Below are 24,460 nucleotides of genomic sequence, written 5' to 3'. Positions count from 1 at the left end.
TTATTCACCTGCCTTCTCGTTGAGCATAGTCTTCACACGGGCGATATCCCGGCGGACCTGCTTGAGCAGATGAGTCTGGCTCAGTTGGCCAGTGGCCTTCTGCATGCGCAGGTTAAACTGCTCGCGGAGTAGCTCGAGGAGTTGCTCTTGCAGCTCTCCTACGGACTTTTCACGAATTTCCTGGGCTTTCATCACATCACCGTCCGTTTAGCAAAGGTGGTGGACAAGGGCATCTTCTGTGCGGCCAATTCAAATGCTTCACGGGCCAACTCTTCGGATACACCTTCAATTTCGTACAGGACCCGACCCGGTTGGATCTGGGCTACCCAGTACTCAACGGAACCTTTACCTTTACCCATACGAACTTCGAGCGGCTTCTTAGAGATCGGCTTATCAGGGAAGACGCGGATCCAAATTTTACCGCCACGTTTAACGTGACGTGTGATCGCACGACGGCCTGCTTCGATCTGGCGCGCAGTGATGCGGCCACGACCCGTTGCTTTGAGACCGTACTCCCCGAAGCTGATTTTGCTTCCGCGATGCGCCAGGCCACGGTTGCGGCCTTTCATCATCTTACGGAATTTCATACGCTTGGGCTGTAACATCGACTCGCTCTCCCCTTACCTGGAACCTTTCTTCTTGGGCGCGTTGCCGGCAGGCTGCTGTTGCTTAGCCTTGGCACGTACTTCCTCAATACCACCGAGGATTTCACCCTTGAAGATCCACACTTTGACGCCGATGACGCCGTAGGTGGTGTGAGCTTCGTAAGTGGCGTAGTCGATATCCGCACGCAACGTGTGCAACGGAACGCGACCTTCGCGGTACCATTCGGTACGTGCGATTTCGGCACCACCCAGACGACCTGACAGCTGAATCTTAATGCCGCCAGCGCCAAGACGCATTGCGTTCTGTACCGCGCGCTTCATAGCACGACGGAACATTACGCGACGCTCAAGCTGACCCGCTACGTTAGCAGCGACTAGCTTGGCATCCAGCTCCGGCTTGCGAACTTCTTCGATGTTCACATGAACCGGAACACCCATCATCTCGGTTAGATCGCGACGCAAACGGTCGACATCTTCACCTTTTTTGCCAATCACGATACCCGGACGGGCAGTATGAATGGTGATGCGGGCATTGTTAGCCGGACGCTCGATGTGAATGCGGCTTACGGAAGCGTTCTTTAAACGCTGATCCAGGAAGCTGCGCACTTCGAGATCGTTATTGAGCTTATCGGCATAAGCGCCGCGCTCGGCATACCAGACAGAAGCATGGTCTTTGACGATGCCCAGTCGAATGCCTGTTGGATTGACTTTCTGACCCATCTGGTCGACTCCTACTTCTCGGCTACCTTGACGGTGATGTGGCAGGTGCGCTTCAAGATACGATCCGCACGGCCTTTGGCGCGCGGCTTGATACGCTTGAGCGTCACGCCCTCATCGACACAGATGGTCGAGACACGCAGCTCGTCGATGTCCATGCCGTTATTTTCTTCCGCATTCGCGATGGCGGACTGAAGCACTTTCTTGACCAGTTTGGCAGCCTTCTTCGGTGAGAAGGTCAGCAGGTCAATAGCTTCGGCGACCGGTTTACCGCGCACCTGGTCAGCCACCAAACGGGCCTTCTGTGCGGATAAAGCAGCGCCACTCAGCTTAGCTGTGACTTCCATCTCTTAATCCTCTCTGGCTTACCGTTTGGCTTTCTTGTCCGCAGCATGCCCGCGATATGTGCGAGTAGCAGCGAATTCGCCAAGTTTATGACCCACCATTTCCTCGGAGACGTGCACCGGGACATGCTGGCGTCCGTTATGGACCGCAATAGTCAGACCTACCATGTTGGGCAGGATCATCGAACGACGCGACCAAGTCTTGATTGGTTTGCGATCGTTCTTCTCCACTGCAGCCTCTACCTTCTTCAAAAGATGAAGGTCAATGAAGGGACCTTTCTTTAGTGAACGTGGCACAGCCGTTACCTCTTAAGTTCTTGGCAATTTCGATTAACGCGTCTTGTTACGACGACGGATAATCAGCTTGTCGGTGCGCTTGTTCTTACGCGTCTTGTGACCCTTAGTCGGCACACCCCATGGGGATACCGGGTGACGACCACCACTGGTGCGGCCTTCACCACCACCGTGCGGGTGATCCACCGGGTTCATCGCGACACCGCGAACAGTCGGACGCACGCCTCTCCAGCGCTTCGCACCGGCCTTGCCAAGTTGACGCAGGCTGTGCTCGGAGTTGCTCACTTCGCCCAGAGTTGCGCGGCACTCAGCCAACACTTTACGCATTTCGCCAGAGCGAAGACGTAAGGTGGCGTAGTTACCTTCACGAGCAACCAGCTGAGCGCTAGTACCGGCACTGCGAGCAATCTGCGCGCCTTTACCCGGCTTCAGTTCGATACCGTGAACGGTAGAACCAAGCGGAATATTGCGCAGCGGCAAAGCATTGCCTTTTTTGATGGGCGCGTTTACACCAGATTCCAGCACGTCACCCGCGCTGACACCTTTCGGTGCAATGATGTAACGACGCTCACCATCTGCATATTTCAGTAGTGCAATATGCGCACTACGGTTCGGATCGTGCTCAAGACGCTCAACGGTGGCTGGAATGCCATCCTTGGTGCGTTTGAAGTCAATCAACCGGTAGTGCTGACGGTGACCACCGCCCACGTGGCGGGTGGTGATGCGACCGTAGTTGTTACGGCCACCGGACTTGGACTGTTTCTCCAAAAGCGGTGCATAAGCACGGCCTTTGTACAGTTCCTCACCAACGATCTTAACGACGTGGCGACGACCGGCGGATGTGGGTTTGGTCTTGACGATTGCCATTATCCGTACTCCTGCCCTTATTCGGCGCCAGAGAAGTCTTCGAGCGTTTCACCCGCAGCCAGGGTCACATACGCTTTGCGGTAACCCTTACGCAGGCCAACGCCGTGAGCAGTACGCTTAGTTTTCCCCTTCACGTTCAATACTTGAACGCTGCCGACCTTCTTGCCGAATAGTGCTTCAACGGCTTTCTTGATCTCGGGTTTGGTAGCATCAGATGCCACCTTGAAAACGTACTGGTTGCGCTCGGCTGCCATCGCGGCCTTTTCGGTCACGTGCGGTCCAAGCAGAACCTTAAATACGCGCTCCTGGTTCATGCCAGCTTCTCCTCGAATTTACGCAGGGCGGAGACGGTGACCAGAACCTTATCAAAGGCTACTAGGCTCACCGGATCAGCTGCAGCGACATCCACCACGTCAACGTGGGGAAGGTTGCGTGCGGCCAGATAGAGCTTCTCGTCAATTTCTTCGGTGACGATCAACACTTTCTCAAGGTTGAGCTCTTTCAGCTTGGCAGCTACCTGCTTGGTCTTCGGCGCTTCAACGCTGAACTCTTCAACAGCGACAAGACGCTCTTGACGTACTAGCTCAGACAGGATGGAACGCATCGCCGCACGGTACATTTTGCGGTTTACTTTCTGGCTATGGTCCTGAGAACGCGCCGCGAAAGTCACACCGCCGCTGCGCCATAGCGGAGAGCGGATAGTACCGGCACGTGCACGACCGGTACCCTTCTGACGCCACGGCTTCTTACCACCACCACGTACGTCGGAACGGTTCTTTTGAGCGCGGGTACCTTGACGGCCACCAGCCAAATAGGCGGTTACCACCTGGTGAACCAGCGCTTCGTTGAATTCTTTGCCAAAAGTGGCATCGGCTACTTCAACGGTACCCGTGCCTGCAGCAAGATTCAGATTCATTGGTAATTATCCCCTTCAGCGAGCTTTCACGGCGCTGCGAACGATAACATCGCTACCGGTCGCGCCCGGAACAGCACCTTTGATCAGCAGCAGGTTACGCTCGGCGTCGACACGGACGATCTCAAGGCTCTGCACGGTGCAACGGGCATTACCCATTTGACCGGCCATTTTCTTGCCTTTAAATACGCGACCCGGAGTCTGACACATGCCGATAGAACCCGGCGCGCGGTGCGACAGGGAGTTACCATGCGTGTTGTCTTGGGTACGGAAATTCCAGCGCTTAACAGCACCCTGGAAGCCTTTACCCTTAGAGGTGCCGGTCACATCAATCATTTGACCAGCTTCGAAGAGGGATACGGTGAGTTCGCCACCCACTTCCGGAGATTCTTCGCCTTCTGCAAGACGGAATTCCATCAGTGAACGACCAGCCTCAACACCCGCCTTGGCAAACTGACCAGCTTGCGCTTTGGTGAGGTGCTTGGCTTTACGAGAACCTGTGGTGACCTGAACCGCTGCGTAACCGTCAGACTCAAGAGTCTTAACGCGCGTTACACGGTTAGGATCAACTTCAATAACGGTCACGGGCACGGAAGCGCCATCTTCGGTAAAGACACGGGTCATCCCGGCCTTTTTACCGACTAAACCGATAGTCATACTCAGTCTCCTATAGTGTACGGGGCTATCACCCGCTATGGCTGCCCTTTCCAGAGCATTCCACTAGCACATTGTGTGGCGCCTCACGGCGCGGCGGCTGCTGCTCATTCTAAAAATTAATGAGCGCTGGGCCGCAAGTGTCTAGTGTAATTAGTCGAGCTTGATTTGCACGTCTACGCCAGCGGCGAGATCGAGCTTCATCAGCGCATCAACAGTTTTCTCGGTTGGCTCAACAATATCGAGCACACGCTTGTGCGTACGAATCTCATACTGGTCACGCGCATCTTTGTTAACGTGCGGTGAAATCAGGATGGTGTAACGCTCGCGGTTGGTCGGCAGCGGGATCGGACCACGAACCTGAGCACCAGTACGCTTAGCGGTTTCAACGATTTCCGCTGTGGACTGATCAATCAGGCGATGGTCGAACGCTTTCAACCGAATGCGAATCTTTTGGTTCTGCATTTGCCCTAAACTCCAATGGATGTCGACGGCGCGAGCCGTCTACCCACGCATTCAAAGGATGCGCATTATAGGCACGCCAAAAGCCCATGTCAAACATTTGCTATTGGTGCGCAGAAAAGGGGGCTCGCAAGAGCCCCCCTTGATCAATCAATCAAGCAAGCTTACTTGACGATTTTTGCAACAACGCCAGCACCAACGGTACGACCGCCTTCACGAATTGCGAAGCGCAGACCTTCGTCCATAGCGATTGGAGCAATCAGGGTAACAACCATCTTAACGTTGTCGCCCGGCATTACCATTTCAACACCTTCCGGCAGTTCACAGGTACCTGTTACGTCAGTGGTACGGAAGTAGAACTGGGGACGGTAGCCTTTGAAGAAAGGCGTGTGACGACCACCTTCTTCTTTGGACAGTACGTAAACTTCTGCTTCGAAGGTAGTGTGCGGGTTGATGGTGCCCGGCTTAGCCAGAACTTGGCCGCGCTCGACGTCATCACGCTTAGTACCACGCAGCAGGGCGCCAACGTTCTCACCTGCACGACCTTCGTCGAGCAGCTTACGGAACATTTCAACACCGGTAACGATGGTTTTAGTGGTGTCGCGGATACCCACGATTTCCACTTCTTCGCCTGCTTTAACGATACCGCGCTCTACACGACCGGTAACAACAGTACCGCGGCCAGAGATAGAGAACACGTCTTCGATCGGCATCAGGAACGGCTGGTCGATAGCACGCTCCGGCTCAGGAATGTACTCATCCAGAGCTTTGATCAGATTCGCAACAGCAGTAGTACCCATGCCGTTCTCATCTTCACCGTTCAGAGCCATCAGCGCAGAACCAGTGATGATCGGCGTGTCGTCACCCGGGAAGTCGTACTCGTCGAGGAGTTCACGAACTTCCATCTCAACCAGCTCAAGCAGCTCTTCGTCATCAACCATGTCCGCTTTGTTCAGGAACACAACGATGAACGGAACGCCAACCTGACGAGACAGCAGGATGTGCTCACGCGTCTGCGGCATCGGGCCGTCAGCAGCAGAACATACCAGGATTGCGCCATCCATCTGCGCAGCACCGGTGATCATGTTCTTGACGTAGTCAGCGTGTCCTGGGCAGTCAACGTGCGCGTAGTGGCGCTCTTCAGACTGATATTCAACGTGAGACGTAGCGATGGTGATACCGCGCTCGCGCTCTTCAGGAGCGTTATCGATGGTATCAAACTCACGCCAGTCGCCGCCGAAAACCTCAGCAGACACACGGGTTAGGGCCGCTGTCAGGGTCGTTTTACCGTGGTCGACGTGACCGATGGTGCCGACGTTGACGTGCGGTTTGGAACGTTCAAATTTTTCCTTAGCCACTGCTATAACCTCTTTACGTTAGCTAACGGTTAACCGTTTTGGTTGATGACGGCTTCTACGACGCTGGAGGGCGCCTCGTCGTACTTCGCGAACTCCATAGAGTAGCTCGCACGGCCCTGGGTCTGAGAGCGCAGATCGGTTGCGTAACCGAACATCTCACCCAGCGGCACCGTTGCGCGGATGACTTTGCCGGAGCTGGAGTCATCCATGCCCTGCACCAGACCGCGACGACGGTTCAGGTCACCCATGACGTCACCCATGAAATCTTCGGGGGTCACGACCTCGACCTTCATCACCGGTTCCAGCAGCACGGCCTTGGCCTTCCTGGCACCTTCTTTAACCGCCATGGAAGAAGCAATCTTAAACGCAGTCTCATTAGAGTCCACGTCATGGTAAGAGCCATCGTACAGCGTGACTTTAACGTCGATCATCGGGTAACCCGCGATGACACCGTTCTTCAGCTGTTCGTAGGCACCTTTTTCTACTGCCGGGATGTATTCCTTGGGAACCACACCACCAACAATTTCGTTGACGAACTTGAAGAAGATTTCTTCATCGCCTTCGCCCTTCTCTTCAGCAGCAAGCGGCTCAATGCGCAGATGCACGTGACCGTATTGTCCACGACCACCTGACTGGCGCACAAACTTGCCTTCTTGCTCAATACTGCCACGGATGGTTTCGCGGTAAGCAACCTGCGGCTTACCGATATTGGCCTCAACCTTAAACTCGCGACGCATACGGTCGACCAGAATATCCAGGTGCAGCTCACCCATACCAGAAATAATAGTCTGGCCGGTTTCTTCGTCAGTTTTCACCTGGAAGGAAGGATCTTCCTGGGCCAATTTACCCAGTGCAACACCCATTTTTTCCTGGTCAGCTTTCGACTTAGGCTCTACGGCAACAGAGATAACCGGATCCGGGAACTCCATGCGCTCGAGTACGATCTTGTGATCGATATCACACAGGGTGTCACCTGTAGTCACATCTTTCAGACCAATACACGCTGCAATATCGCCCGCTAGTACTTCTTTAATCTCTTCACGAGTATTGGCGTGCATCTGAACGATACGACCAACACGCTCTTTCTTCTGCTTAACGGAGTTATAAACACCGTCACCAGACTTAAGAACGCCTGAGTAAACGCGAATAAAGGTCAAGGTACCAACGAAGGGGTCGGTAGCGATCTTAAACGCCAACGCCGCAAACGGAGCACTGTCGTCCGCTTCGCGGGTCGCTACGGTACCATCTTTGTCGTCCAGCTCACCTTCGATTGCTTTAACTTCTGTCGGTGAGGGCAGGTACTCAACAACCGCATCCAGGACTGCTTGAACACCCTTATTCTTAAAGGCAGAACCACAGGTCACTAGAACGATTTCGCTAGCCAGCGTACGCGCACGAAGACCTGCTTTGATTTCTTCAATGGTCAGTTCCCCACCTTCGAGGTACTTATCCATCAATTCATCAGAGCCTTCAGCTGCGGCTTCGACCATTTGCTCGCGATATTTTTCGGCAGTCTCTTGTAGCTCAGCAGGAATATCGACAAGCTCATACGAAGTGCCTAAGTCTGCCTCATTCCAGAGGATAGCCTTCATCTCGATCAGGTCGATAACGCCTTTAAAGTCTTCCTCTGTACCCCAGTTAATCTGGATTGGCACAGCGTTAGCACCTAAGCGTTCCTTCAACTGGTCAACAACCATGAAGAAGTCTGCACCGGTACGGTCCATCTTATTAACGAAGACCATACGCGGAACTTCATACTTATTGGCCTGGCGCCATACGGTTTCGGTCTGCGGCTGAACGCCGGAAGAACCGCACAGTACAACAACAGCACCATCAAGAACACGCAAAGAACGCTCAACTTCGATAGTGAAGTCAACGTGCCCAGGGGTGTCGATGATATTAATGCGGTGCTCATCAAACTGGTGATTCATACCTTTCCAGAAGGTAGTAACAGCAGCCGAGGTGATAGTAATACCACGCTCCTGCTCTTGCTCCATCCAGTCAGTAGTCGAAGCACCTTCATGGGTTTCGCCCAGCTTGTGGTTTACGCCAGTGTAAAACAAAACACGTTCTGTCGTGGTTGTCTTACCTGCATCAACGTGGGCAACAATACCCAAGTTGCGATAGCGATTAAGCGGTGTTTTGCGTGCCACGGTGAAGCTCCCGTTAGTTGGCAATGCTCGTTAATTCAGCAGTGTTCATTTTGCGTGTCCCACCGCCGCCACCCATAAAGGTAGCGGCAGTGTGTTGCAGCATGGCGAAAAAACTCTTTAGCGCAGCACAACCAGCAAAATCAAACACAAACTCAGAAACGCCGAGTTTAGAAACGATAGTGAGAGAAGGCCTTGTTGGCTTCTGCCATACGGTGCACATCTTCACGCTTCTTAACAGCCGAGCCTTTGCCTTCAGCGGCATCCAGCATTTCACCTGCCAGGCGCTGAACCATCGTTTTCTCACCGCGGCGACGCGCTGCGTCTACCAACCAGCGCATTGCTAGGGCTTGGCGACGCGAAGGACGAACTTCGACCGGCACCTGATAGGTCGCACCACCAACACGGCGCGACTTTACTTCGACCATCGGCTGGATGGTTTCCAGCGCTTTGTCGAAGATTTCCAGCGGCTCTTCATTACTACGCTCGGCAACCTTGTCCAACGCACCGTATACGATGCGCTCAGCTATGGACTTCTTGCCGCTGACCATCAGGTGGTTCATGAACTTCGCCAGACGCTCACTTCCGAACTTAGGATCCGGCAGGATTTCGCGTTTAGCTACAACTCTTCTTCTAGGCATGATAAGCCCTCAATTAAGGATCCTTCAGGTAAACCCGGGACCAATTGCGCTATTTGCGCCGCCCGACCTTACTCTTATCAGACCGTCATATTCATATTAAGGTAACAACGCCAGCGTCATAAGACGCCGCAACAAGACGCCTTAGGACTTCGGACGCTTGGTACCGTACTTAGAACGACCCTGCTTACGGTTCTGTACGCCAGAGGTGTCAAGGGCGCCACGAACGGTGTGATAACGCACACCTGGCAAATCCTTTACACGACCACCGCGAATCAGAACAACAGAGTGCTCTTGCAGGTTGTGACCTTCACCACCGATGTAAGAAGACACTTCGAAACCGTTGGTAAGGCGCACACGGCAGACCTTACGAAGGGCCGAGTTCGGCTTCTTAGGGGTAGTAGTATAAACGCGCGTACAAACGCCACGTTTCTGCGGGCATGCCTGTAGCGCAGGTACGTCACTCTTAGTGACGGGGCGCTTACGCGGCTTGCGCACTAGCTGATTAATCGTTGCCATGGTGTTTAGCTGACTCCAATGGTTGCCTGGCCTTTCAACAAATACTAGCAGCAGGTGCGGGCGCACCCACCCCACTGTTAAAGGCTGCGCATTCTAAAGGCTGACCCTAGGTGGCGTCAAGTCTTGCTGGCGGTTTAACCAGCAAGACTGCACCATAAGGGCCAGCGACTCGTTGTTACTCGTTTTCCTTACCGTCGATTACAGCTCATCGTCTGAATCAAGGGCGGTTAACTGAGCACCAAGCTCCTGTTCAACTTCGGTAGCCGAGGGATTGAACAGACGCTCAACGTCTTCGCGCTTGCGACGACGCTCTGCGTGGTGAGTCAGACCGGTACCTGCCGGAATCAGACGTCCAACCACCACGTTTTCTTTCAGGCCGCGTAGATAATCGCGCTTGCCGGTTACCGCTGCCTCGGTCAATACACGTGTCGTTTCCTGGAACGACGCCGCTGAAATGAACGACTCAGTGGCCAAGCTGGCCTTAGTGATACCCAGCAGCAAGCGTTGATACTTGGCCGGGAATTTACCTTCTTTCTCGAGACGCGCATTCTGTTCTAGCACGCGGACGAGTTCAGCTTGATCGCCAGTAATAAAGTCAGAGTCGCCTGAATCAGAGATCTCTACCTTACGCAGCATCTGGCGAACAATAACTTCGATATGCTTATCGTTGATGCCTACACCCTGGAGGCGGTAAACATCTTGCACTTCGGCGGTGATGTATTTGGCCAGTTCCGCCACGCCCAATAACCGCAGGATATCGTGGGGGTTGCTCGGACCATCCGAGATTACTTCACCCTTCTCAACGGTTTCACCCTCGAAGACAGCGATTTGACGCCATTTCGGGATCAACGCTTCAAACGGGTCGCCAGACTCTGGGGTAATCGTCAAGCGACGCTTACCCTTTGTCTCTTTACCGAAACTGACCACACCACTGATTTCAGCCAAGATTGACGACTCTTTCGGCTTGCGCGCCTCAAACAAGTCGGCAACACGCGGCAGACCACCGGTAATATCTTTGTTACCAGACGCCTCTACCGGAATACGTGCAACAACCTCACCTACACCAATGGTAGCGCCATCATCGACAGAGATAATCGAGTTGCCCGGCAACAGGTACTGTACCGGCGTATTCGATCCAGACACCGACACGTACTCGCCAGCAGCGTCTTTCAGCATCACCATCGGGCGCTTATCGCGGCCTGCCATCGGGCGGGCTGCTGACTCGATAACCTCAATAGACGACAGACCAGTCATTTCATCGACGCTACGGTGCATGGTGACACCTTCGTCAAGGTCGATAAACTGCGCCTTACCTTCTACCTCGGCAATGATCGGGTGAGTGTGCGGATCCCACTTCGCGACAATCGCACCGCCATCGACGACATCACCGTCACGAACAGACAGCTCGGCACCGTAAGGCAGCTTGTAGTACTCACGCTCGCGGCCATGGTCATCAGCAACAGCAAGTGCGCTGGAGCGAGAGACAACGACCAATTTGCCGTCGGCCCGCTCTACATGCTTGATGTTGTGGAGACGTACTTTACCGCCATGCTTGACCTGAACGCTGTCTACTGCCGATGAACGCGACGCCGCACCACCGATGTGGAACGTACGCATGGTCAGCTGGGTACCCGGCTCACCGATGGACTGTGCGGCGATAACACCGACAGACTCACCAATGTTGACCTGATGGCCACGCGCCAAGTCGCGGCCATAACAGGAGGCACACACGCCGTGGGCGGTGTCACAGGTAATGGTAGAACGAACAATGATCTCGTCTACGCCCATGGTGTCTAGCGATGCACACCACTTTTCGTCCAGCAATGTGCCGCGCGGAATAAGCACTTCATCATTACTTGGATCAATAACATCAATCGCAACGACACGACCAAGTACACGCTGAGACAGCGGTACAATGATGTCGCCACCTTCGATGATCGGGTGCAAGGTCAAACCGTTTTCGGTGCCACAGTCGGTCTCAGTGATGACCAAGTCCTGGGCAACGTCAACCAGACGACGGGTTAGGTAACCGGAGTTAGCCGTTTTCAGAGCCGTATCCGCAAGACCTTTACGTGCACCGTGGGTCGAGATGAAGTACTGGAGTACGTTCAGACCTTCACGGAAGTTGGCGACGATCGGCGTTTCGATGATCGAGCCATCCGGCTTAGCCATCAAACCACGCATACCCGCCAACTGACGGATCTGGGCGGCAGAACCACGCGCACCGGAGTCAGCCATGATAAAGACGCTGTTGAACGAGTCTTGCTCAACTTCGTTGCCTTCACGATCGATGACGGTCTCTTTGGAGATACCTACCATCATCGCCTTGGCAACTTTATCGTTGGCCTTCGACCAGATATCGATAACCTTGTTGTACTTCTCACCGGCGGTTACCAGGCCAGAAGAGAACTGATCTTCGATCTCTTTAACTTCCGCTTCTGCAGCGTCGACAATCTCGGTTTTCGCATCAGGAATAACGAAGTCGTTAACACCGATAGAGGCGCCCGACCACGTTGCCAAACGGAAACCGGTGTACATCAGTTGGTCAGCGAAGATAACCGTCGGTTTCAAACCTGCACGACGGTATACCTCGTTGATCAAGCTAGAGATCGCCTTTTTCTTCATCGGCTGATCAATTAGCGAGAACGGCACACCTTCCGGCAGAATGCGGAACAGTAGCGCACGGCCAACCGTCGTATCGTAGATGCGGCGATGGAAACTACGCTCGCCGGTCTCTTCTTCGACATCGACTTCGTCCAGACGCACTTTCACGCGAGCGTGCAGCGATACCGACTGCGTACCGAACGCGCGCTCTACCTCATTGAGGTCAGAGAACACCATGCCTTCGCCTTTGGCGTTGATCTTTTCGCGGGTCATGTAATACAGACCCAGAACAACGTCTTGCGACGGCACGATAATCGGCTCACCGTTGGCAGGCGACAGCACGTTATTGGTGGCCATCATCAGCGCACGCGCTTCAAGCTGGGCTTCCAGGGTCAGCGGTACGTGTACCGCCATCTGGTCACCGTCAAAGTCGGCGTTGTAGGCGGCACATACCAGCGGGTGCAGCTGGATCGCTTTACCTTCGATCAACAGCGGCTCAAACGCTTGGATACCAAGACGGTGGAGCGTCGGTGCGCGGTTAAGCAGTACCGGGTGCTCGCGGATAACATCGGCAAGGATGTCCCACACCTCGGGCAGTTCGCGCTCAACCATTTTCTTCGCTGCTTTGATCGTTGAGGCATAGCCCAGCGACTGCAGCTTGGAGTAGATAAACGGCTTGAACAGCTCAAGCGCCATTTTCTTAGGCAGACCACACTGGTGCAGACGCAGAGTCGGACCAACAGTGATTACCGAACGGCCGGAGTAATCGACGCGCTTACCTAGCAAGTTCTGACGGAAACGACCCTGCTTACCTTTGATCATATCGGCAAGGGATTTCAGCGGACGCTTGTTAGAACCCGTAATGGCACGACCACGACGGCCGTTATCCAACAACGCATCAACCGCTTCTTGCAGCATGCGCTTCTCGTTACGCACGATAATATCCGGCGCATTGAGGTCAAGCAGACGCTTCAGACGGTTGTTACGGTTGATGACGCGACGATAAAGGTCGTTCAGGTCTGAGGTCGCGAAGCGGCCGCCGTCCAGGGGCACCAACGGACGAAGATCCGGCGGCAGCACGGGCAGCACTTCCATGACCATCCACGCCGGCGCATTGCCGGAGTGGTAGAACGCTTCAAGTAGCTTCAAGCGCTTTGAAAGCTTCTTAATCTTAGTTTCAGAGTTAGTCTGCGGAATCTCTTCACGCAGGTGATTAATCTCTTCTTCCAGATCAATATCTTTCAGCAGTTCTTGGACAGCTTCAGCACCCATGCGGGCGTCGAAGTCATCACCGAACTCTTCTAGCGCTTCAAAGTACTGCTCATCGTTGAGTAACTGACCACGCTCCAGCGTGGTCATACCGGGATCGATGACGACAAAGCTTTCGAAGTACAGCACGCGCTCGATATCACGCAGGGTCATATCGAGGAACATGCCGATACGCGACGGCAGTGACTTCAAGAACCAAATGTGAGCCACTGGCGATGCCAATTCGATGTGGCCCATGCGCTCACGGCGCACGGCAGCCTTGGTGACTTCAACGCCACACTTCTCACAAATGATGCCGCGGTGCTTCATGCGCTTATACTTACCGCACAAACACTCGTAGTCTTTGACTGGGCCGAAAATCTTGGCGCAGAACAGACCATCCCGTTCCGGTTTAAAGGTACGGTAGTTGATGGTCTCGGGCTTCTTCACCTCGCCAAACGACCAGGAGCGAATCATGTCCGGCGACGCCAGGGTAATCTTGATCGCGTCAAACTCTTCGGACTGAGATTGCGATTTGAGTACTTTCACCAAATCTTTCATGGGACGGCTCCTAGCTCTCTAACTCGATATCGATGCCCAGCGAGCGGATTTCCTTCACGAGTACGTTGAAGGATTCCGGCATGCCTGCCTGCATGGTGTGGTCGCCATCCACGATGTTTTTATACATCTTGGTGCGGCCTTCGACGTCGTCCGACTTGACGGTGAGCATCTCTTGCAGCGTATACGCGGCACCGTAAGCTTCCAGCGCCCACACTTCCATCTCACCAAAGCGCTGACCACCGAACTGCGCCTTACCACCCAGCGGCTGCTGAGTCACTAGCGAGTAAGAACCGGTAGAGCGCGCGTGCATCTTGTCGTCTACCAAGTGGTTCAGCTTGAGCATATACATGTAGCCAACGGTCACCGAGCGGTCAAACGCATCGCCAGTACGGCCATCGTACAGCGTCATCTGGCCAGACTCAGGAATGTCAGCAAGCTTCAGCAAGTGTTTGATCTCGTGCTCTTTAGCACCATCGAACACCGGCGTTGCCATGGGCACACCGCCTTTGAGGTTTTTCGCTAGCGCAATGATTTCTTCATCGCTTAACGAGTCGATATCCTCAACACGGGTTCCCGGCGTGTTATATATCTGGCCCAGGAAGTCACGAATTTCAGCAACTTGCTGACCACGGGCATCACGTAACATCGCGTCAATCTTGACACCCAAACCACGGGCAGCCATACCCAAGTGTGTTTCCAGGATCTGACCAACGTTCATCCGCGACGGTACACCCAGCGGGTTCAACACCACATCAACCGGCTCGCCCTTCTCATCGAATGGCATATCTTCGATGGGCATGATCGCCGAGATAACACCTTTGTTACCGTGACGGCCTGCCATCTTGTCGCCAGGCTGAATACGACGCTTAACCGCCATGTAAACCTTGACGATTTTAAGCACGCCCGGTGCGAGATCATCGCCCTGGGTCAGCTTGCGCTTCTTATCTTCAAAGCGCTCGTCCATCTCTTTACGACGGTTTTCGAGCTGCTCATCGGCCTGGGCCAAGAGCTCGTTGTAAGCCTCATCCTGCATGCGCAGCTTGAACCACTGCTGACGCGGTAGCTCGTCGAGGTAAGCCTCGTCAAGCACATCGCCTTTCTTCAGGTTCGGGCCGCCATTAACAGCCTGGCCTTCCAACGTACGCTGCAAACGCTCAAAAGTAGCGTCTTCAGCGATACGATAGGTTTCCTGAAGATCTTTACGCACTTCGTCCAGCTGCATCTGTTCGATAGCAAGTGCACGAGAGTCTTTTTCAACGCCGTCACGGGTAAATACCTGGACATCGATGACAGTACCCTTCATGCCGGTCGGCGCACGCAGCGAAGTATCTTTAACGTCAGATGCTTTCTCACCGAAGATAGCGCGTAGCAGCTTCTCTTCCGGCGTCAGCTGGGTTTCACCTTTCGGTGTTACCTTACCGACCAGGATATCGCCGGGGCCAACTTCAGCACCGATGTAAACAACACCCGCTTCGTCCAATTTACCCAGCGCGGACTCACCAACGTTGGGAATATCGGCGGTGATCTCTTCCGGCCCTAACTTGGTATCGCGGGATACACAGGTCAGTTCCTGAATATGAATCGTGGTGAAGCGGTCTTCTTGAACCACCCGCTCAGACAGCAGGATAGAGTCCTCGAAGTTGTAACCATTCCAGGGCATGAACGCGATGCGCATGTTCTGGCCGAGCGCCAAATCACCCATATCAACAGACGGGCCGTCGGCAAGGATATCGCCACGGGCCACACTGTCGCCAGGCCGCACAATGGGGCGCTGGTTCATACAGGTGTTCTGGTTTGAACGGGTGTACTTGGTCAGGTTGTAGATATCAACACCGGCTTCACCGCCGATGATCTCATCTTCATGTACCCGCACCACGACACGACGCGCGTCAACGGAGTCGATCACACCACCACGACGTGCCACGGCACAAACACCGGAGTCACGCGCTACGAAGCGCTCCATGCCAGTACCCACTAGCGGCTTGTCAGCGCGCAAGGTGGGTACCGCCTGACGCTGCATGTTCGCCCCCATCAAGGCGCGGTTAGCATCATCGTGCTCCAGGAACGGAATCAGTGCGGCCGCGACTGAAACAACCTGGCGCGGAGACACGTCCATTAGTGTGACCTGCTCAGGACGCATAAACGTGGTTTCACCACGGTGACGCACCTGAACCAAGTCGTCACTCAGCCTGTTGGACTCATCCACAGTAGCTGACGCCTGGGCAATAACGAAATCACCCTCTTCGATTGCCGACAGGTGAACGATATCGTCCGTCACTTGACAGGAGTTGACCTTACGGTACGGCGTTTCGAGGAAGCCGTAGCTGTTGGTGTGACTGTACGTCGCCAACGAGTTGATCAGACCGATGTTCGGACCTTCCGGCGTTTCGATCGGGCACAAGCGACCGTAGTGCGTAGCGTGTACGTCGCGCACTTCGAAACCGGCACGCTCACGGGTCAAACCACCTGGGCCGAGTGCAGACACACGACGCTTGTGAGTAACCTCAGAAAGCGGGTTGTTCTGATCCATAAACTGGGAAAGCTGGCTAGAACCGAAGAACTCTTTCACCGCTGCCGCTACCGGCTTAGCGTTGATCAGATCTTGCGGCATCAGACCTTCGCTTTCCGCCATGGAAAGACGCTCTTTCACTGCACGCTCTACGCGAACCAAGCCAACGCGGAACTGGTTTTCAGCCATTTCGCCAACACAGCGAATACGGCGGTTACCCAGGTGATCGATATCGTCAACGTCACCAAAGCCGTTACGGATATTGATCAGCTCGCGCAGAACATCAAGGATGTCTTTGCGATCTAGCACGCCAGAGCCCGTGTCGGTATCACGACGCAGACGGCGGTTAAACTTCATACGACCGACGCCTGACAGGTCGTAGCGATCTTCGCTGAAGAACAAGTTATTAAACAGCGTCTCAGCAGCTTCTTTGGTGGGCGGCTCACCAGGGCGCATCATGCGATAAATTTCGACCAACGCTTCAAGCGCGGAGCCGGTGGCATCCAGCTTAAGCGTATCGGAAATAAACGAACCACAGTCGAGATCGTTCGTGTAGAGCGTTTCGATGTGGGTGATGCCACCCTGCGCCATACGCTCAAGTACTTCTGGCGTAATTTCGGTATTACACGGGCAGATCAGCTCGCCAGTTTTAGTATCGATCTGATCCTTGGCCAACGTTTTACCAAACAGGTACTCCATCGGTATTTCCAGACGCTCCAGGCCGGCTTTTTCAAGCTGGCGGATGTGCTTCTGGGTAATACGACGCCCTTCTTCAACAATGACATTACCTTCGCCATCTTTAATGTCGAAAGTCGCGGTTTCACCGCGCAGGCGTGACGGTACCAGCTCTACGAAGAAGCCAGTTTTTTCAATGCTAAACTTGCTAGTCTCGAAAAACTCTTCAAGGATCTCTTCGGTGCTCATTCCCAGGGCACGCATCAACACCGACGCTGGCAGTTTCCGGCGACGGTCAATACGTACGAAGACGTTGTCTTTAGGATCGAACTCGAAGTCCAGCCAGGAACCACGATAAGGAATCACTCGGGCAGAATAGAGCAGCTTACCAGAGGAGTGACTCTTGCCTTTATCGTGATCGAAGAACACACCGGGCGAACGGTGGAGCTGAGAAACGATAACCCGCTCAGTACCATTGATGACAAAGGTACCATTCTCGGTCATCAGGGGGATTTCCCCCATGTAGACTTCCTGCTCTTTAATATCCTTGATTGCCTTGTTCGAGGAGTCGCGATCATAGATGATCAAGCGAACCTTGACACGCAGCGGGGCGGAATAGGTCACGCCACGCAGCTGACACTCCTTTACATCGAACGCCGGCGTGCCGAAACGGTAGCTGACATACTCCAGCGCCGCATTCCCAGAGAAGCTTTCGATCGGAAACACGGACTTAAACGCCGCGTGCAGACCAATCTCGTGGCGCTCGTCGGGCGAACGATCCTGCTGGAGAAAGTCGTAGTAGGAATCAAGCTGGATGGCCAGCAAGTAAGGCACATCCATCACTTGGGGCAGTTTGCCGAAATCCTTGCGGATGCGTTTTTTCTCAGTATATGAGTAAGCCATCTGTATTCCCCAGCTTGTTCACCATGGGTGACCGATGCGTGGTCATCTGCCCCGCGGGCGTTTCAGACGCAGACAGCAAGCTCCTAAATCGGTAGCTCGCCGTCAAAAATCTTGATAGATAACAGTGTTACAGTAGTGCTGCTAGCGCTTCGTTATCACTCGCGCTTCACAACTTACGCTTCACAACTTACGCTTCACAACAACGGTCTTACTGTTTTGCTGCTTCTTACCGCAGCCTTCCTGCTGTAATGCTGCCGAGCAACATGATACAACAGAAAAAGGCCGGCAGCGGGATAAGCCCGCCGCCAGCCGTGGAAGCTTACGCAGCGCGTAAAGCCGTCAGCACAAGAATTACTTGAGCTCGACGCTTGCGCCCGCTTCTTCCAGCTTGGTTTTAGCTGCTTCAGCGTCTTCTTTAGACATTGCTTCTTTGATGGTAGCCGGCGCGCCATCAACTGCACCTTTGGCTTCTTTCAGGCCAAGACCAGTGATTTCACGAACTGCTTTGATGACGTTAACTTTCTTGTCGCCAGCAGAGGTCAGTACCAGATCAAATTCAGTCTGTTCTTCAGCAGCTGCTTCGCCGCCGCCAGCCGGACCAGCCATTACAGCTGCTGCAGCAGAAACGCCGAATTTCTCTTCCATTGCTTCGATCAGCTCGACAACTTCCATTACGGACATGTCGGCTACAGCATTGATGATATCGTCTTTGGTCAGTGCCATTGTCTCATTCCTAACTTTGCGGGAGCCTCGGTCTACCGAGTGCTCAGGATTCATTGCATGGTTCAAGCAGCGCCCTGCTTATGCAGCGCAGACTGCTTGCAAAAAGGCCTGCTTATGCAGCTTCTTCTTGCTTCTGGTCGCGCAGGGCGGCCAGAGTACGAACCAGCTTGCCAGCGGAGGCTTCTTTCATTACCGACATCAACTTGGCAATTGCTTCGTCGTAAGTCGGTAGGGTTGCCAGACGATCGATGTCAGCAGCCGGAATCAGCTCACCTTCGTAGGCCAGCGCCTTCACTTCGAAGTTCTGATCTTGCTTCGCAAACTCTTTGAACAAACGAGCGGCAGCGCCCGGGTGCTCGGTAGAGAAAGCCAGCAGAGTAGGACCAACAAAGCTCTCGTTCAGGCACTCCCACTGAGTACCTTCGAGGGCGCGGCGTGCCAGAGTGTTGCGAACAACACGCAGCTGGACGCCATTCTCACGCGCTTGCTTACGCAGGTCGGTCATTTTACCGACTGTAACGCCGCGAGAATCGGCAACTACGACGGAGAGTGCGCCCTTGGCCGCTTCACTGACCTCGGCAACAATCGCTTTCTTGCCTTCAAGTGCTAGTGGCACAGTGATCACTCCTTCGTGCCGGAACCCACAACAGGCTCCGGTGGTTACCATCTCTTCCAGACGATAAATAAATAACGCTGGAAGCCTTGGGGGATGGTGCTCACCAGAAAGCGGTTTGGCTAAAAACCTCAACCAACTGGCGGCCACACCATCTGCGCAGGCGCTTTAAGGGCGATTAAGCCGCACCTCTAAAAGATGCGGCACCTGCGGTCTTTGACGATGCCCTGCTTGGCTTGCGCATTAACAGGGGACCGCAAAGTTCTTGCTCGGTTCTTACAAAAATCGTACGACTACCTGCTTATACCAGCGCAGAGTGGTCGATAGTCAAGCCTGGGCCCATAGTAGTGGACAGGGTGACTTTCTTAAAGTAGACACCTTTAGAAGAGCTCGGCTTGAGCCTCTTAAGGTCAGCAACCAGTGCTTCCAGGTTACCCAGAACAGCAGATGCTTCAAAATCAGCTTTACCCAACGTTGTGTGGATAATGCCATTTTTGTCGGTACGGAAACGCACCTGGCCTGCCTTAGCATTTTTAACCGCGGTGGCAACGTCAGGTGTAACGGTACCAACTTTCGGGTTAGGCATCAGGCCGCGCGGACCAAGAATCTGACCCAGCTGACCAACAACACGCATAGCATCTGGAGAAGCAATCACGACGTCAAAATCCATCACGCCTTTTTTGACTTGCTCAGCCAAATCTTCCATACCTACGATGTCAGCGCCTGCTTCTTTAGCAGCATCGGCGTTAGCACCCTGGGTGAAGACCGCTACGCGTACGTCTTTGCCAGTACCGTTAGGCATGACAGTAGCGCCACGTACAACCTGGTCAGATTTACGCGGATCAACACCAAGATTGATCGCCACATCCAAGGACTCTTTGAATTTAACGGTGGACAGCTCAGCGAGCAGCGCAACCGCTTCTTCAAGAGAGTAAGCTTTGTTCGGGTCTACTTTCTCGCGAATAACTTTCGCGCGCTTAGTTAGTTTAGCCATGATCAGAGACCCTCCACGTTTAGGCCCATGCTACGAGCGCTGCCAGCGATGGTGCGCACCGCGGCATCGAGATCAGAAGCCGTCATATCGGGCTCTTTGGTCTTAGCGATCTCTTCGAGCTGTTCACGCGTAACGGTACCAACTTTCTTCTTGTTCGGCTCACCAGAACCAGACTTGATGCCCGCTGCTTTTTTCAGCAGTACGGCAGCAGGCGGTGTCTTGGTGACGAACGTGAAGCTACGGTCAGAGTAAACGGTGATCACGACAGGCGTCGGCAGACCAGGCTCAATTTCTTGAGTAGCCGCATTGAACGCCTTACAGAATTCCATGATGTTCACGCCGTGCTGACCCAGCGCGGGGCCGACGGGCGGACTAGGATTGGCTTTACCTGCAGCAACCTGCAGTTTGATATAAGCCTGTACTTTCTTGGCCATGTTAAATACTCCAGTTGGGTGATAGCGCCTTACGGCTCCCCGGTACACATAAAGCAGCGCTTAGCTGCTTCACATAATGCAAGGATGGCGTGCAATGCACACCACCCCGCCACTTAATTAAACTTACTCTTTCTCCACCTGAGAGAACTCAAGCTCCACAGGCGTTGCCCGCCCGAAGATCAGCACGCTGACCTGCAAACGGCTCTTGTCATAGTTCACTTCTTCAACGACACCGTTAAAGTCAGCAAACGGACCATCAATAACGCGAACCGACTGACCCGGCTCAAACATGGTTTTGGGCCGCGGCTTATCAGTACCGTCTTTCACGCGACGCAAAATAGCATCAGCTTCACGCGAAGTAATAGGTGCAGGCTTCTCTTTCGTGCCACCAATAAACCCCATTACACGCGGAGTTTCATTGACGAGATGCCAGGTTTCGTCGGCCATTTCCATCTCGACCAGCACGTAGCCTGGATAGAATTTGCGCTCACTCTTACGGCGCTTTCCGTCACGTACTTCAACGACTTCTTCCGTCGGCACGAGAATTTCGCCAAAGCGATCTTCCATGCCATACATTTTCACGCGTTCGACAAGCGAACGCATGACATGCTTTTCAAAGCCGGAATAAGCGTGGACGACATACCAACGTTTGGACATGAAAGCTCCTAACCAATGACGCCGGACATCGCCCAGCCAAGAAGAGTATCAATCAACCACAGCATCAAACCCACCACCACAACAGCCGCCAGCACAATGGCTGTAGTCTGAATGGTTTCGGGGCGAGTCGGCCATACAACGCGCTGTATCTCTTTCTTGGCGCTGACGGCAAGCTCTACTAAATCGCGACCTTTAGCGGTGGTCAGCGCGATCAAACCCGCAATCGCACACAACACCACCACACCTAATACGCGGTAGAGCAGGCCAATATCAGCGAAATAGGTATTACCAACAACTGCAACAACAAGCAGCGCCACAACCGCCGCCCACTTGAGCCCGTCATGGCGCGACTGTTGCACCTCTTCGCCATGTTTTACGGAACTAGGCTTCATAAAAACGAGACTCCCAAGGGTGCAGCGAGCGACAAAGGAATACTAGAAAAAGACATACCAACCTGGGGAAGGCTGGCAGGCCAGGAGGGAATCGAACCCCCAACCTGCGGTTTTGGAGACCGCTGCTCTGCCAATTGAGCTACTGGCCTGTATCGTCATGTGCGCAAACAAATGCCTACGCAACAGCGGGCGCCATAATAGCGGATAACTTTCCGCCTGACAACCCTCAACACTCATCAAACTGACAAGTGAAAACAAAAAAAGCGAGCTTAGCTCGCTTTCATGCAATATGGAGCTCATGGACGGAATTGAACCGTCGACCTCACCCTTACCAAGGGTGTGCTCTACCCCTGAGCTACATGAGCTAAATACATCAAACTGGAGCGGGCGGCGGGAATCGAACCCGCACCATCAGCTTGGAAGGCTGAGGTTCTACCATTGAACTACGCCCGCCGAACTTGCCTATGGAATGACAACCCGTTGCACGAGATACAGTAGCTAAGCCCGCTTACCGGCCTTCCATTCCCAAGCAATGACTCAGTCACTGCTCGATAAAACTGGTGGAGAGGGAAGGATTCGAACCTTCGAAGCTTTCGCGGCAGATTTACAGTCTGCTCCCTTTGGCCACTCGGGAACCTCTCCAGCTGTGGCGGCACATTATGCCAGCCTCCAAAGCCATGTCAAGCTTACAAACTCTTTATTTATCAAAGCTTGTGAACTTACCAACACTTGCGCACTAATATTTGAAGTGGCTTATGCCTTGGAACGCGCTGCATTCTGTCAAAGCAGCATTGAGAATGCAAGACCTGCGCGAATTTTTTCTAACGAAACAGGTTCAGGCACCCCTGGCGCGCCTGACATTTTTCCAGCACGTTCCGCAAAGGTCAGCGGAAAGCTGGCTTCCAACCCCCCGTAGACCATATCCGGCCATACCGCATGGGGCACTTGAACACCACGCGAAACCACCCTGGCATCACCACCCGTCAATAGCACTGGCAGTGCAATCCCCTGTTGATCGCATACTTCACTGTAAATTCTGTTAATCGCACTGACCGCCGCCATATAGATACCGTGATTAACAGCATCTACCGTACGCCTCCCCGGCTCCAATAACGCATCAGCTTCACTTTCTGGATCAATGGCTACGTTGCGGGTGCCTAATTTGAGACTCTCTTTCATTAATCGTAACCCGGGGACGATAAATCCGCCGAGATGGACACCACCCGGTAATACAAAATCAATGGTGATCGCACTACCACAATCGACTGCACAGCAACCGCCAGCCAATTGATAGCCTGCCAGCGCCCCCATCCAACGATCGACGCCCAGTCGCCCAGGCTCTTCATACCCGTTGACAACACCCAGAGCCTCAGGAGTTGAGCGCGCAACATACACTTGGCGCACCTGGCGACGCAGCAAGGCAACGGTCTCCTCCAGCACGGCAGCTCTAGCGACACTGGAAATGCGCACCGCCTCGACGACATCAAGATTCGGAATATCTGACCCAGGCCGCCACTCTTCCCGTGTCCACACAGCACCTCGTGAACGTATTTCACTACTTTCGGCATCTTTTAAACGCCATTTCGATAGCGTATTGCCGATATCCAAATCCAAAATCATAGGCGCCTGCGTACACTGATCTCACCGCCCGACAGGCGTCGCGAGTGATCATTTTCGGTAACCCAAAGATTACCACTCTCATCTACCTCTCTAGCCACTGCATCGCTTGAGCGTTCACCCTGAATAATACGGATCGGCAACCCTGCATAGGCATGGCGACTATTCCATTCATCTCGCCAAGGGGCAAACCCTTCGTTTTCGAAGCCTGCCAGCATATCCAATAACTCAGACACCATATCCGCGGCTAACTGATTGCGCGAAATACCCGCTTTTGCATCAAACAGCGCTGCTACAGGCTGATCAATAGCGGCACGCAGGCTATCGGGTAGCGATAGATTCATACCAATGCCAATGACCACTTCACAGGGGCCCGCCGCATCCCCAGTGACTTCAATCAAAATACCGGCCAGCTTGCCAAGCTCACTACCTTTCTCTGCCAGTAGTATATCGTTAGGCCATTTTAATTTTGGTGAAACCCCATACTGCTCCAGCACTTGAGCAACCACCACGCCAACCGCAAGACTCAACCCCTCCAGCGCGTTAACCCCTGATTCAAAACGCCAGCCAAGCGAGAGCATCAAGCTTTGCCCCCAAGGCGTAGACCATACGCGCCCGCGACGGCCACGACCTGCGGTTTGTAGCTCAGCAAAGCATACTTCACCGTGCCCGGCTCCCTGCGCAAAGCGTTCGCGCACATATTCATTGCTCGATGGCAGCTGGTCTTCAATGAATAGCCTGGTTAAGAGATGGCGAGCACTAGCGGGCAAACGCTCTACAATTTTTGCCCCATCAAGCGGCTCTAGCGGATAGGCAAGTCGATACCCTCGACCTTTCACAGCCACCAGTTCAACGCCCAGTGCGTCTAATTTTTTTAGTTGTTTCCATACGGCGGCTCGGGAAACGCCCAGCGCTTCACCTAATTGTTCACCGGAATGAACCTCGCCATCGCTCAACAAACGCATCAGGTTACCGATGGTCATGTGCTTGCCCCAACTGGGAAAACGCC

General features: G+C 53.8%; 24 protein-coding genes and 4 tRNA genes. All 28 read right to left on the bottom strand.

Features of this window, described 5'->3' with window-relative positions; genetic code table 11:
• Window positions 1-192, bottom strand: a complete 192-nt coding sequence (gene rpmC / locus J4377_RS01095; protein WP_009723898.1) for a 50S ribosomal protein L29 — start codon at window positions 190-192, stop codon at window positions 1-3.
• Window positions 192-605, bottom strand: coding sequence for a 50S ribosomal protein L16 (gene rplP, locus J4377_RS01090; protein ID WP_007112000.1), 414 nt, complete (start codon window positions 603-605; stop codon window positions 192-194). Before rplP ends, rpmC begins: the two co-directional genes overlap by 1 nt.
• Window positions 606-620: 15 nt before the next feature.
• Complete coding sequence (gene rpsC / locus J4377_RS01085; protein WP_038480389.1) at window positions 621-1,325, bottom strand: 30S ribosomal protein S3; 705 nt, start codon at window positions 1,323-1,325, stop codon at window positions 621-623.
• An 11-nt stretch (window positions 1,326-1,336) separates the two neighbouring features.
• Window positions 1,337-1,669 (bottom strand): 50S ribosomal protein L22, encoded by a 333-nt coding sequence (gene rplV, locus J4377_RS01080; RefSeq protein WP_038480386.1) that lies wholly within the window; start codon window positions 1,667-1,669, stop codon window positions 1,337-1,339.
• Window positions 1,670-1,687: 18 nt separating this feature from the next.
• Entirely contained in the window at window positions 1,688-1,963 is a 276-nt protein-coding gene (gene rpsS / locus J4377_RS01075) for a 30S ribosomal protein S19 (protein ID WP_009098993.1), read from the bottom strand.
• 33 nt (window positions 1,964-1,996) lie between these two features.
• Window positions 1,997-2,827, bottom strand: coding sequence for a 50S ribosomal protein L2 (gene rplB, locus J4377_RS01070; protein ID WP_009723901.1), 831 nt, complete (start codon window positions 2,825-2,827; stop codon window positions 1,997-1,999).
• Window positions 2,828-2,844: 17 nt separating this feature from the next.
• Window positions 2,845-3,141, bottom strand: coding sequence for a 50S ribosomal protein L23 (gene rplW / locus J4377_RS01065; RefSeq protein ID WP_009723902.1), 297 nt, complete (start codon window positions 3,139-3,141; stop codon window positions 2,845-2,847).
• A complete protein-coding gene (rplD, locus tag J4377_RS01060; RefSeq protein ID WP_253486407.1) occupies window positions 3,138-3,743 on the bottom strand; it encodes a 50S ribosomal protein L4 in 606 nt (201 codons plus the stop codon). The genes rplW and rplD overlap by 4 nt, the downstream gene beginning before the upstream one ends.
• A 15-nt stretch (window positions 3,744-3,758) precedes the next feature.
• Window positions 3,759-4,397 carry a 50S ribosomal protein L3 gene (rplC, locus tag J4377_RS01055; RefSeq protein ID WP_009723904.1) on the bottom strand — a complete coding sequence of 213 codons (639 nt, stop codon included), beginning with the start codon at window positions 4,395-4,397 and terminating at the stop codon, window positions 3,759-3,761.
• A gap of 150 nt (window positions 4,398-4,547) precedes the next feature.
• Window positions 4,548-4,859, bottom strand: coding sequence for a 30S ribosomal protein S10 (gene rpsJ, locus J4377_RS01050; protein WP_009098983.1), 312 nt, complete (start codon window positions 4,857-4,859; stop codon window positions 4,548-4,550).
• 161 nt (window positions 4,860-5,020) lie between these two features.
• Entirely contained in the window at window positions 5,021-6,214 is a 1,194-nt protein-coding gene (gene tuf / locus J4377_RS01045) for an elongation factor Tu (RefSeq protein WP_206048526.1), read from the bottom strand.
• A gap of 29 nt (window positions 6,215-6,243) precedes the next feature.
• Window positions 6,244-8,367, bottom strand: coding sequence for an elongation factor G (fusA, locus tag J4377_RS01040; RefSeq protein WP_253486406.1), 2,124 nt, complete (start codon window positions 8,365-8,367; stop codon window positions 6,244-6,246).
• A 167-nt stretch (window positions 8,368-8,534) separates the two neighbouring features.
• On the bottom strand, window positions 8,535-9,005 hold the full coding sequence (gene rpsG, locus J4377_RS01035; RefSeq protein WP_009098975.1) for a 30S ribosomal protein S7: 471 nt from the start codon (window positions 9,003-9,005) through the stop codon (window positions 8,535-8,537).
• A gap of 141 nt (window positions 9,006-9,146) precedes the next feature.
• Complete coding sequence (gene rpsL / locus J4377_RS01030; protein ID WP_009098973.1) at window positions 9,147-9,521, bottom strand: 30S ribosomal protein S12; 375 nt, start codon at window positions 9,519-9,521, stop codon at window positions 9,147-9,149.
• A 198-nt stretch (window positions 9,522-9,719) separates the two neighbouring features.
• On the bottom strand, window positions 9,720-13,934 hold the full coding sequence (rpoC, locus tag J4377_RS01025; protein ID WP_095604371.1) for a DNA-directed RNA polymerase subunit beta': 4,215 nt from the start codon (window positions 13,932-13,934) through the stop codon (window positions 9,720-9,722).
• Window positions 13,935-13,944: 10 nt separating this feature from the next.
• Window positions 13,945-18,021, bottom strand: coding sequence for a DNA-directed RNA polymerase subunit beta (rpoB, locus tag J4377_RS01020; RefSeq protein ID WP_038480365.1), 4,077 nt, complete (start codon window positions 18,019-18,021; stop codon window positions 13,945-13,947).
• 351 nt (window positions 18,022-18,372) lie between these two features.
• On the bottom strand, window positions 18,373-18,744 hold the full coding sequence (gene rplL, locus J4377_RS01015; protein WP_038480362.1) for a 50S ribosomal protein L7/L12: 372 nt from the start codon (window positions 18,742-18,744) through the stop codon (window positions 18,373-18,375).
• A 112-nt stretch (window positions 18,745-18,856) separates the two neighbouring features.
• On the bottom strand, window positions 18,857-19,360 hold the full coding sequence (gene rplJ / locus J4377_RS01010; RefSeq protein WP_009723910.1) for a 50S ribosomal protein L10: 504 nt from the start codon (window positions 19,358-19,360) through the stop codon (window positions 18,857-18,859).
• Window positions 19,361-19,658: 298 nt separating this feature from the next.
• Window positions 19,659-20,351, bottom strand: a complete 693-nt coding sequence (gene rplA, locus J4377_RS01005; RefSeq protein WP_095604369.1) for a 50S ribosomal protein L1 — start codon at window positions 20,349-20,351, stop codon at window positions 19,659-19,661.
• A gap of 2 nt (window positions 20,352-20,353) precedes the next feature.
• Window positions 20,354-20,785 (bottom strand): 50S ribosomal protein L11, encoded by a 432-nt coding sequence (gene rplK, locus J4377_RS01000; protein WP_009098963.1) that lies wholly within the window; start codon window positions 20,783-20,785, stop codon window positions 20,354-20,356.
• 123 nt (window positions 20,786-20,908) lie between these two features.
• Entirely contained in the window at window positions 20,909-21,442 is a 534-nt protein-coding gene (gene nusG, locus J4377_RS00995) for a transcription termination/antitermination protein NusG (RefSeq protein ID WP_038480355.1), read from the bottom strand.
• A gap of 8 nt (window positions 21,443-21,450) precedes the next feature.
• A complete protein-coding gene (gene secE / locus J4377_RS00990; RefSeq protein ID WP_030074218.1) occupies window positions 21,451-21,834 on the bottom strand; it encodes a preprotein translocase subunit SecE in 384 nt (127 codons plus the stop codon).
• Window positions 21,835-21,907: 73 nt separating this feature from the next.
• Window positions 21,908-21,983 (bottom strand) — tRNA-Trp (locus J4377_RS00985).
• A 141-nt stretch (window positions 21,984-22,124) separates the two neighbouring features.
• Window positions 22,125-22,199, bottom strand: a tRNA-Thr gene (locus J4377_RS00980).
• Window positions 22,200-22,213: 14 nt separating this feature from the next.
• Window positions 22,214-22,287, bottom strand: a tRNA-Gly gene (locus J4377_RS00975).
• 105 nt (window positions 22,288-22,392) lie between these two features.
• Window positions 22,393-22,476, bottom strand: a tRNA-Tyr gene (locus J4377_RS00970).
• A 138-nt stretch (window positions 22,477-22,614) separates the two neighbouring features.
• Window positions 22,615-23,454, bottom strand: coding sequence for a type III pantothenate kinase (locus tag J4377_RS00965; RefSeq protein WP_038480351.1), 840 nt, complete (start codon window positions 23,452-23,454; stop codon window positions 22,615-22,617).
• Entirely contained in the window at window positions 23,451-24,434 is a 984-nt protein-coding gene (locus J4377_RS00960) for a biotin--[acetyl-CoA-carboxylase] ligase (protein WP_038480348.1), read from the bottom strand. The genes J4377_RS00965 and J4377_RS00960 overlap by 4 nt, the downstream gene beginning before the upstream one ends.
• Between the last annotated feature and the right edge of the window lie 26 nt (window positions 24,435-24,460).

This window comes from Halomonas sp. XH26 (assembly GCF_024138895.1).
Taxonomy (GTDB): domain Bacteria; phylum Pseudomonadota; class Gammaproteobacteria; order Pseudomonadales; family Halomonadaceae; genus Vreelandella; species Vreelandella alkaliphila.
This window is presented reverse-complemented; position numbering and strand designations above follow the sequence as displayed.

Excerpts from the sequence above, each read along its gene's own strand:
- rplW (WP_009723902.1), bottom strand. The coding sequence starts at position 3,141 with ATGAACCAGGAGCGCGTATTTAAGGTTCTGCTTGGACCGCACGTGACC.
- rpsG (WP_009098975.1), bottom strand. The coding sequence starts at position 9,005 with ATGCCTAGAAGAAGAGTTGTAGCTAAACGCGAAATCCTGCCGGATCCT.
- J4377_RS00960 (WP_038480348.1), bottom strand. The coding sequence starts at position 24,434 with ATGACCATCGGTAACCTGATGCGTTTGTTGAGCGATGGCGAGGTTCAT.
- rpmC (WP_009723898.1), bottom strand. The coding sequence starts at position 192 with ATGAAAGCCCAGGAAATTCGTGAAAAGTCCGTAGGAGAGCTGCAAGAG.
- rplA (WP_095604369.1), bottom strand. The coding sequence starts at position 20,351 with ATGGCTAAACTAACTAAGCGCGCGAAAGTTATTCGCGAGAAAGTAGAC.
- rpsJ (WP_009098983.1), bottom strand. The coding sequence starts at position 4,859 with ATGCAGAACCAAAAGATTCGCATTCGGTTGAAAGCGTTCGACCATCGC.
- rpsC (WP_038480389.1), bottom strand. The coding sequence starts at position 1,325 with ATGGGTCAGAAAGTCAATCCAACAGGCATTCGACTGGGCATCGTCAAA.
- rpoC (WP_095604371.1), bottom strand. The coding sequence starts at position 13,934 with ATGAAAGATTTGGTGAAAGTACTCAAATCGCAATCTCAGTCCGAAGAG.
- rplB (WP_009723901.1), bottom strand. The coding sequence starts at position 2,827 with ATGGCAATCGTCAAGACCAAACCCACATCCGCCGGTCGTCGCCACGTC.
- rplD (WP_253486407.1), bottom strand. The coding sequence starts at position 3,743 with ATGAATCTGAATCTTGCTGCAGGCACGGGTACCGTTGAAGTAGCCGAT.
- rpsL (WP_009098973.1), bottom strand. The coding sequence starts at position 9,521 with ATGGCAACGATTAATCAGCTAGTGCGCAAGCCGCGTAAGCGCCCCGTC.
- secE (WP_030074218.1), bottom strand. The coding sequence starts at position 21,834 with ATGAAGCCTAGTTCCGTAAAACATGGCGAAGAGGTGCAACAGTCGCGC.
- rplV (WP_038480386.1), bottom strand. The coding sequence starts at position 1,669 with ATGGAAGTCACAGCTAAGCTGAGTGGCGCTGCTTTATCCGCACAGAAG.
- rplL (WP_038480362.1), bottom strand. The coding sequence starts at position 18,744 with ATGGCACTGACCAAAGACGATATCATCAATGCTGTAGCCGACATGTCC.
- rpoB (WP_038480365.1), bottom strand. The coding sequence starts at position 18,021 with ATGGCTTACTCATATACTGAGAAAAAACGCATCCGCAAGGATTTCGGC.
- rplK (WP_009098963.1), bottom strand. The coding sequence starts at position 20,785 with ATGGCCAAGAAAGTACAGGCTTATATCAAACTGCAGGTTGCTGCAGGT.
- rplC (WP_009723904.1), bottom strand. The coding sequence starts at position 4,397 with ATGACTATCGGTTTAGTCGGTAAAAAGGCCGGGATGACCCGTGTCTTT.
- rplP (WP_007112000.1), bottom strand. The coding sequence starts at position 605 with ATGTTACAGCCCAAGCGTATGAAATTCCGTAAGATGATGAAAGGCCGC.
- nusG (WP_038480355.1), bottom strand. The coding sequence starts at position 21,442 with ATGTCCAAACGTTGGTATGTCGTCCACGCTTATTCCGGCTTTGAAAAG.
- J4377_RS00965 (WP_038480351.1), bottom strand. The coding sequence starts at position 23,454 with ATGATTTTGGATTTGGATATCGGCAATACGCTATCGAAATGGCGTTTA.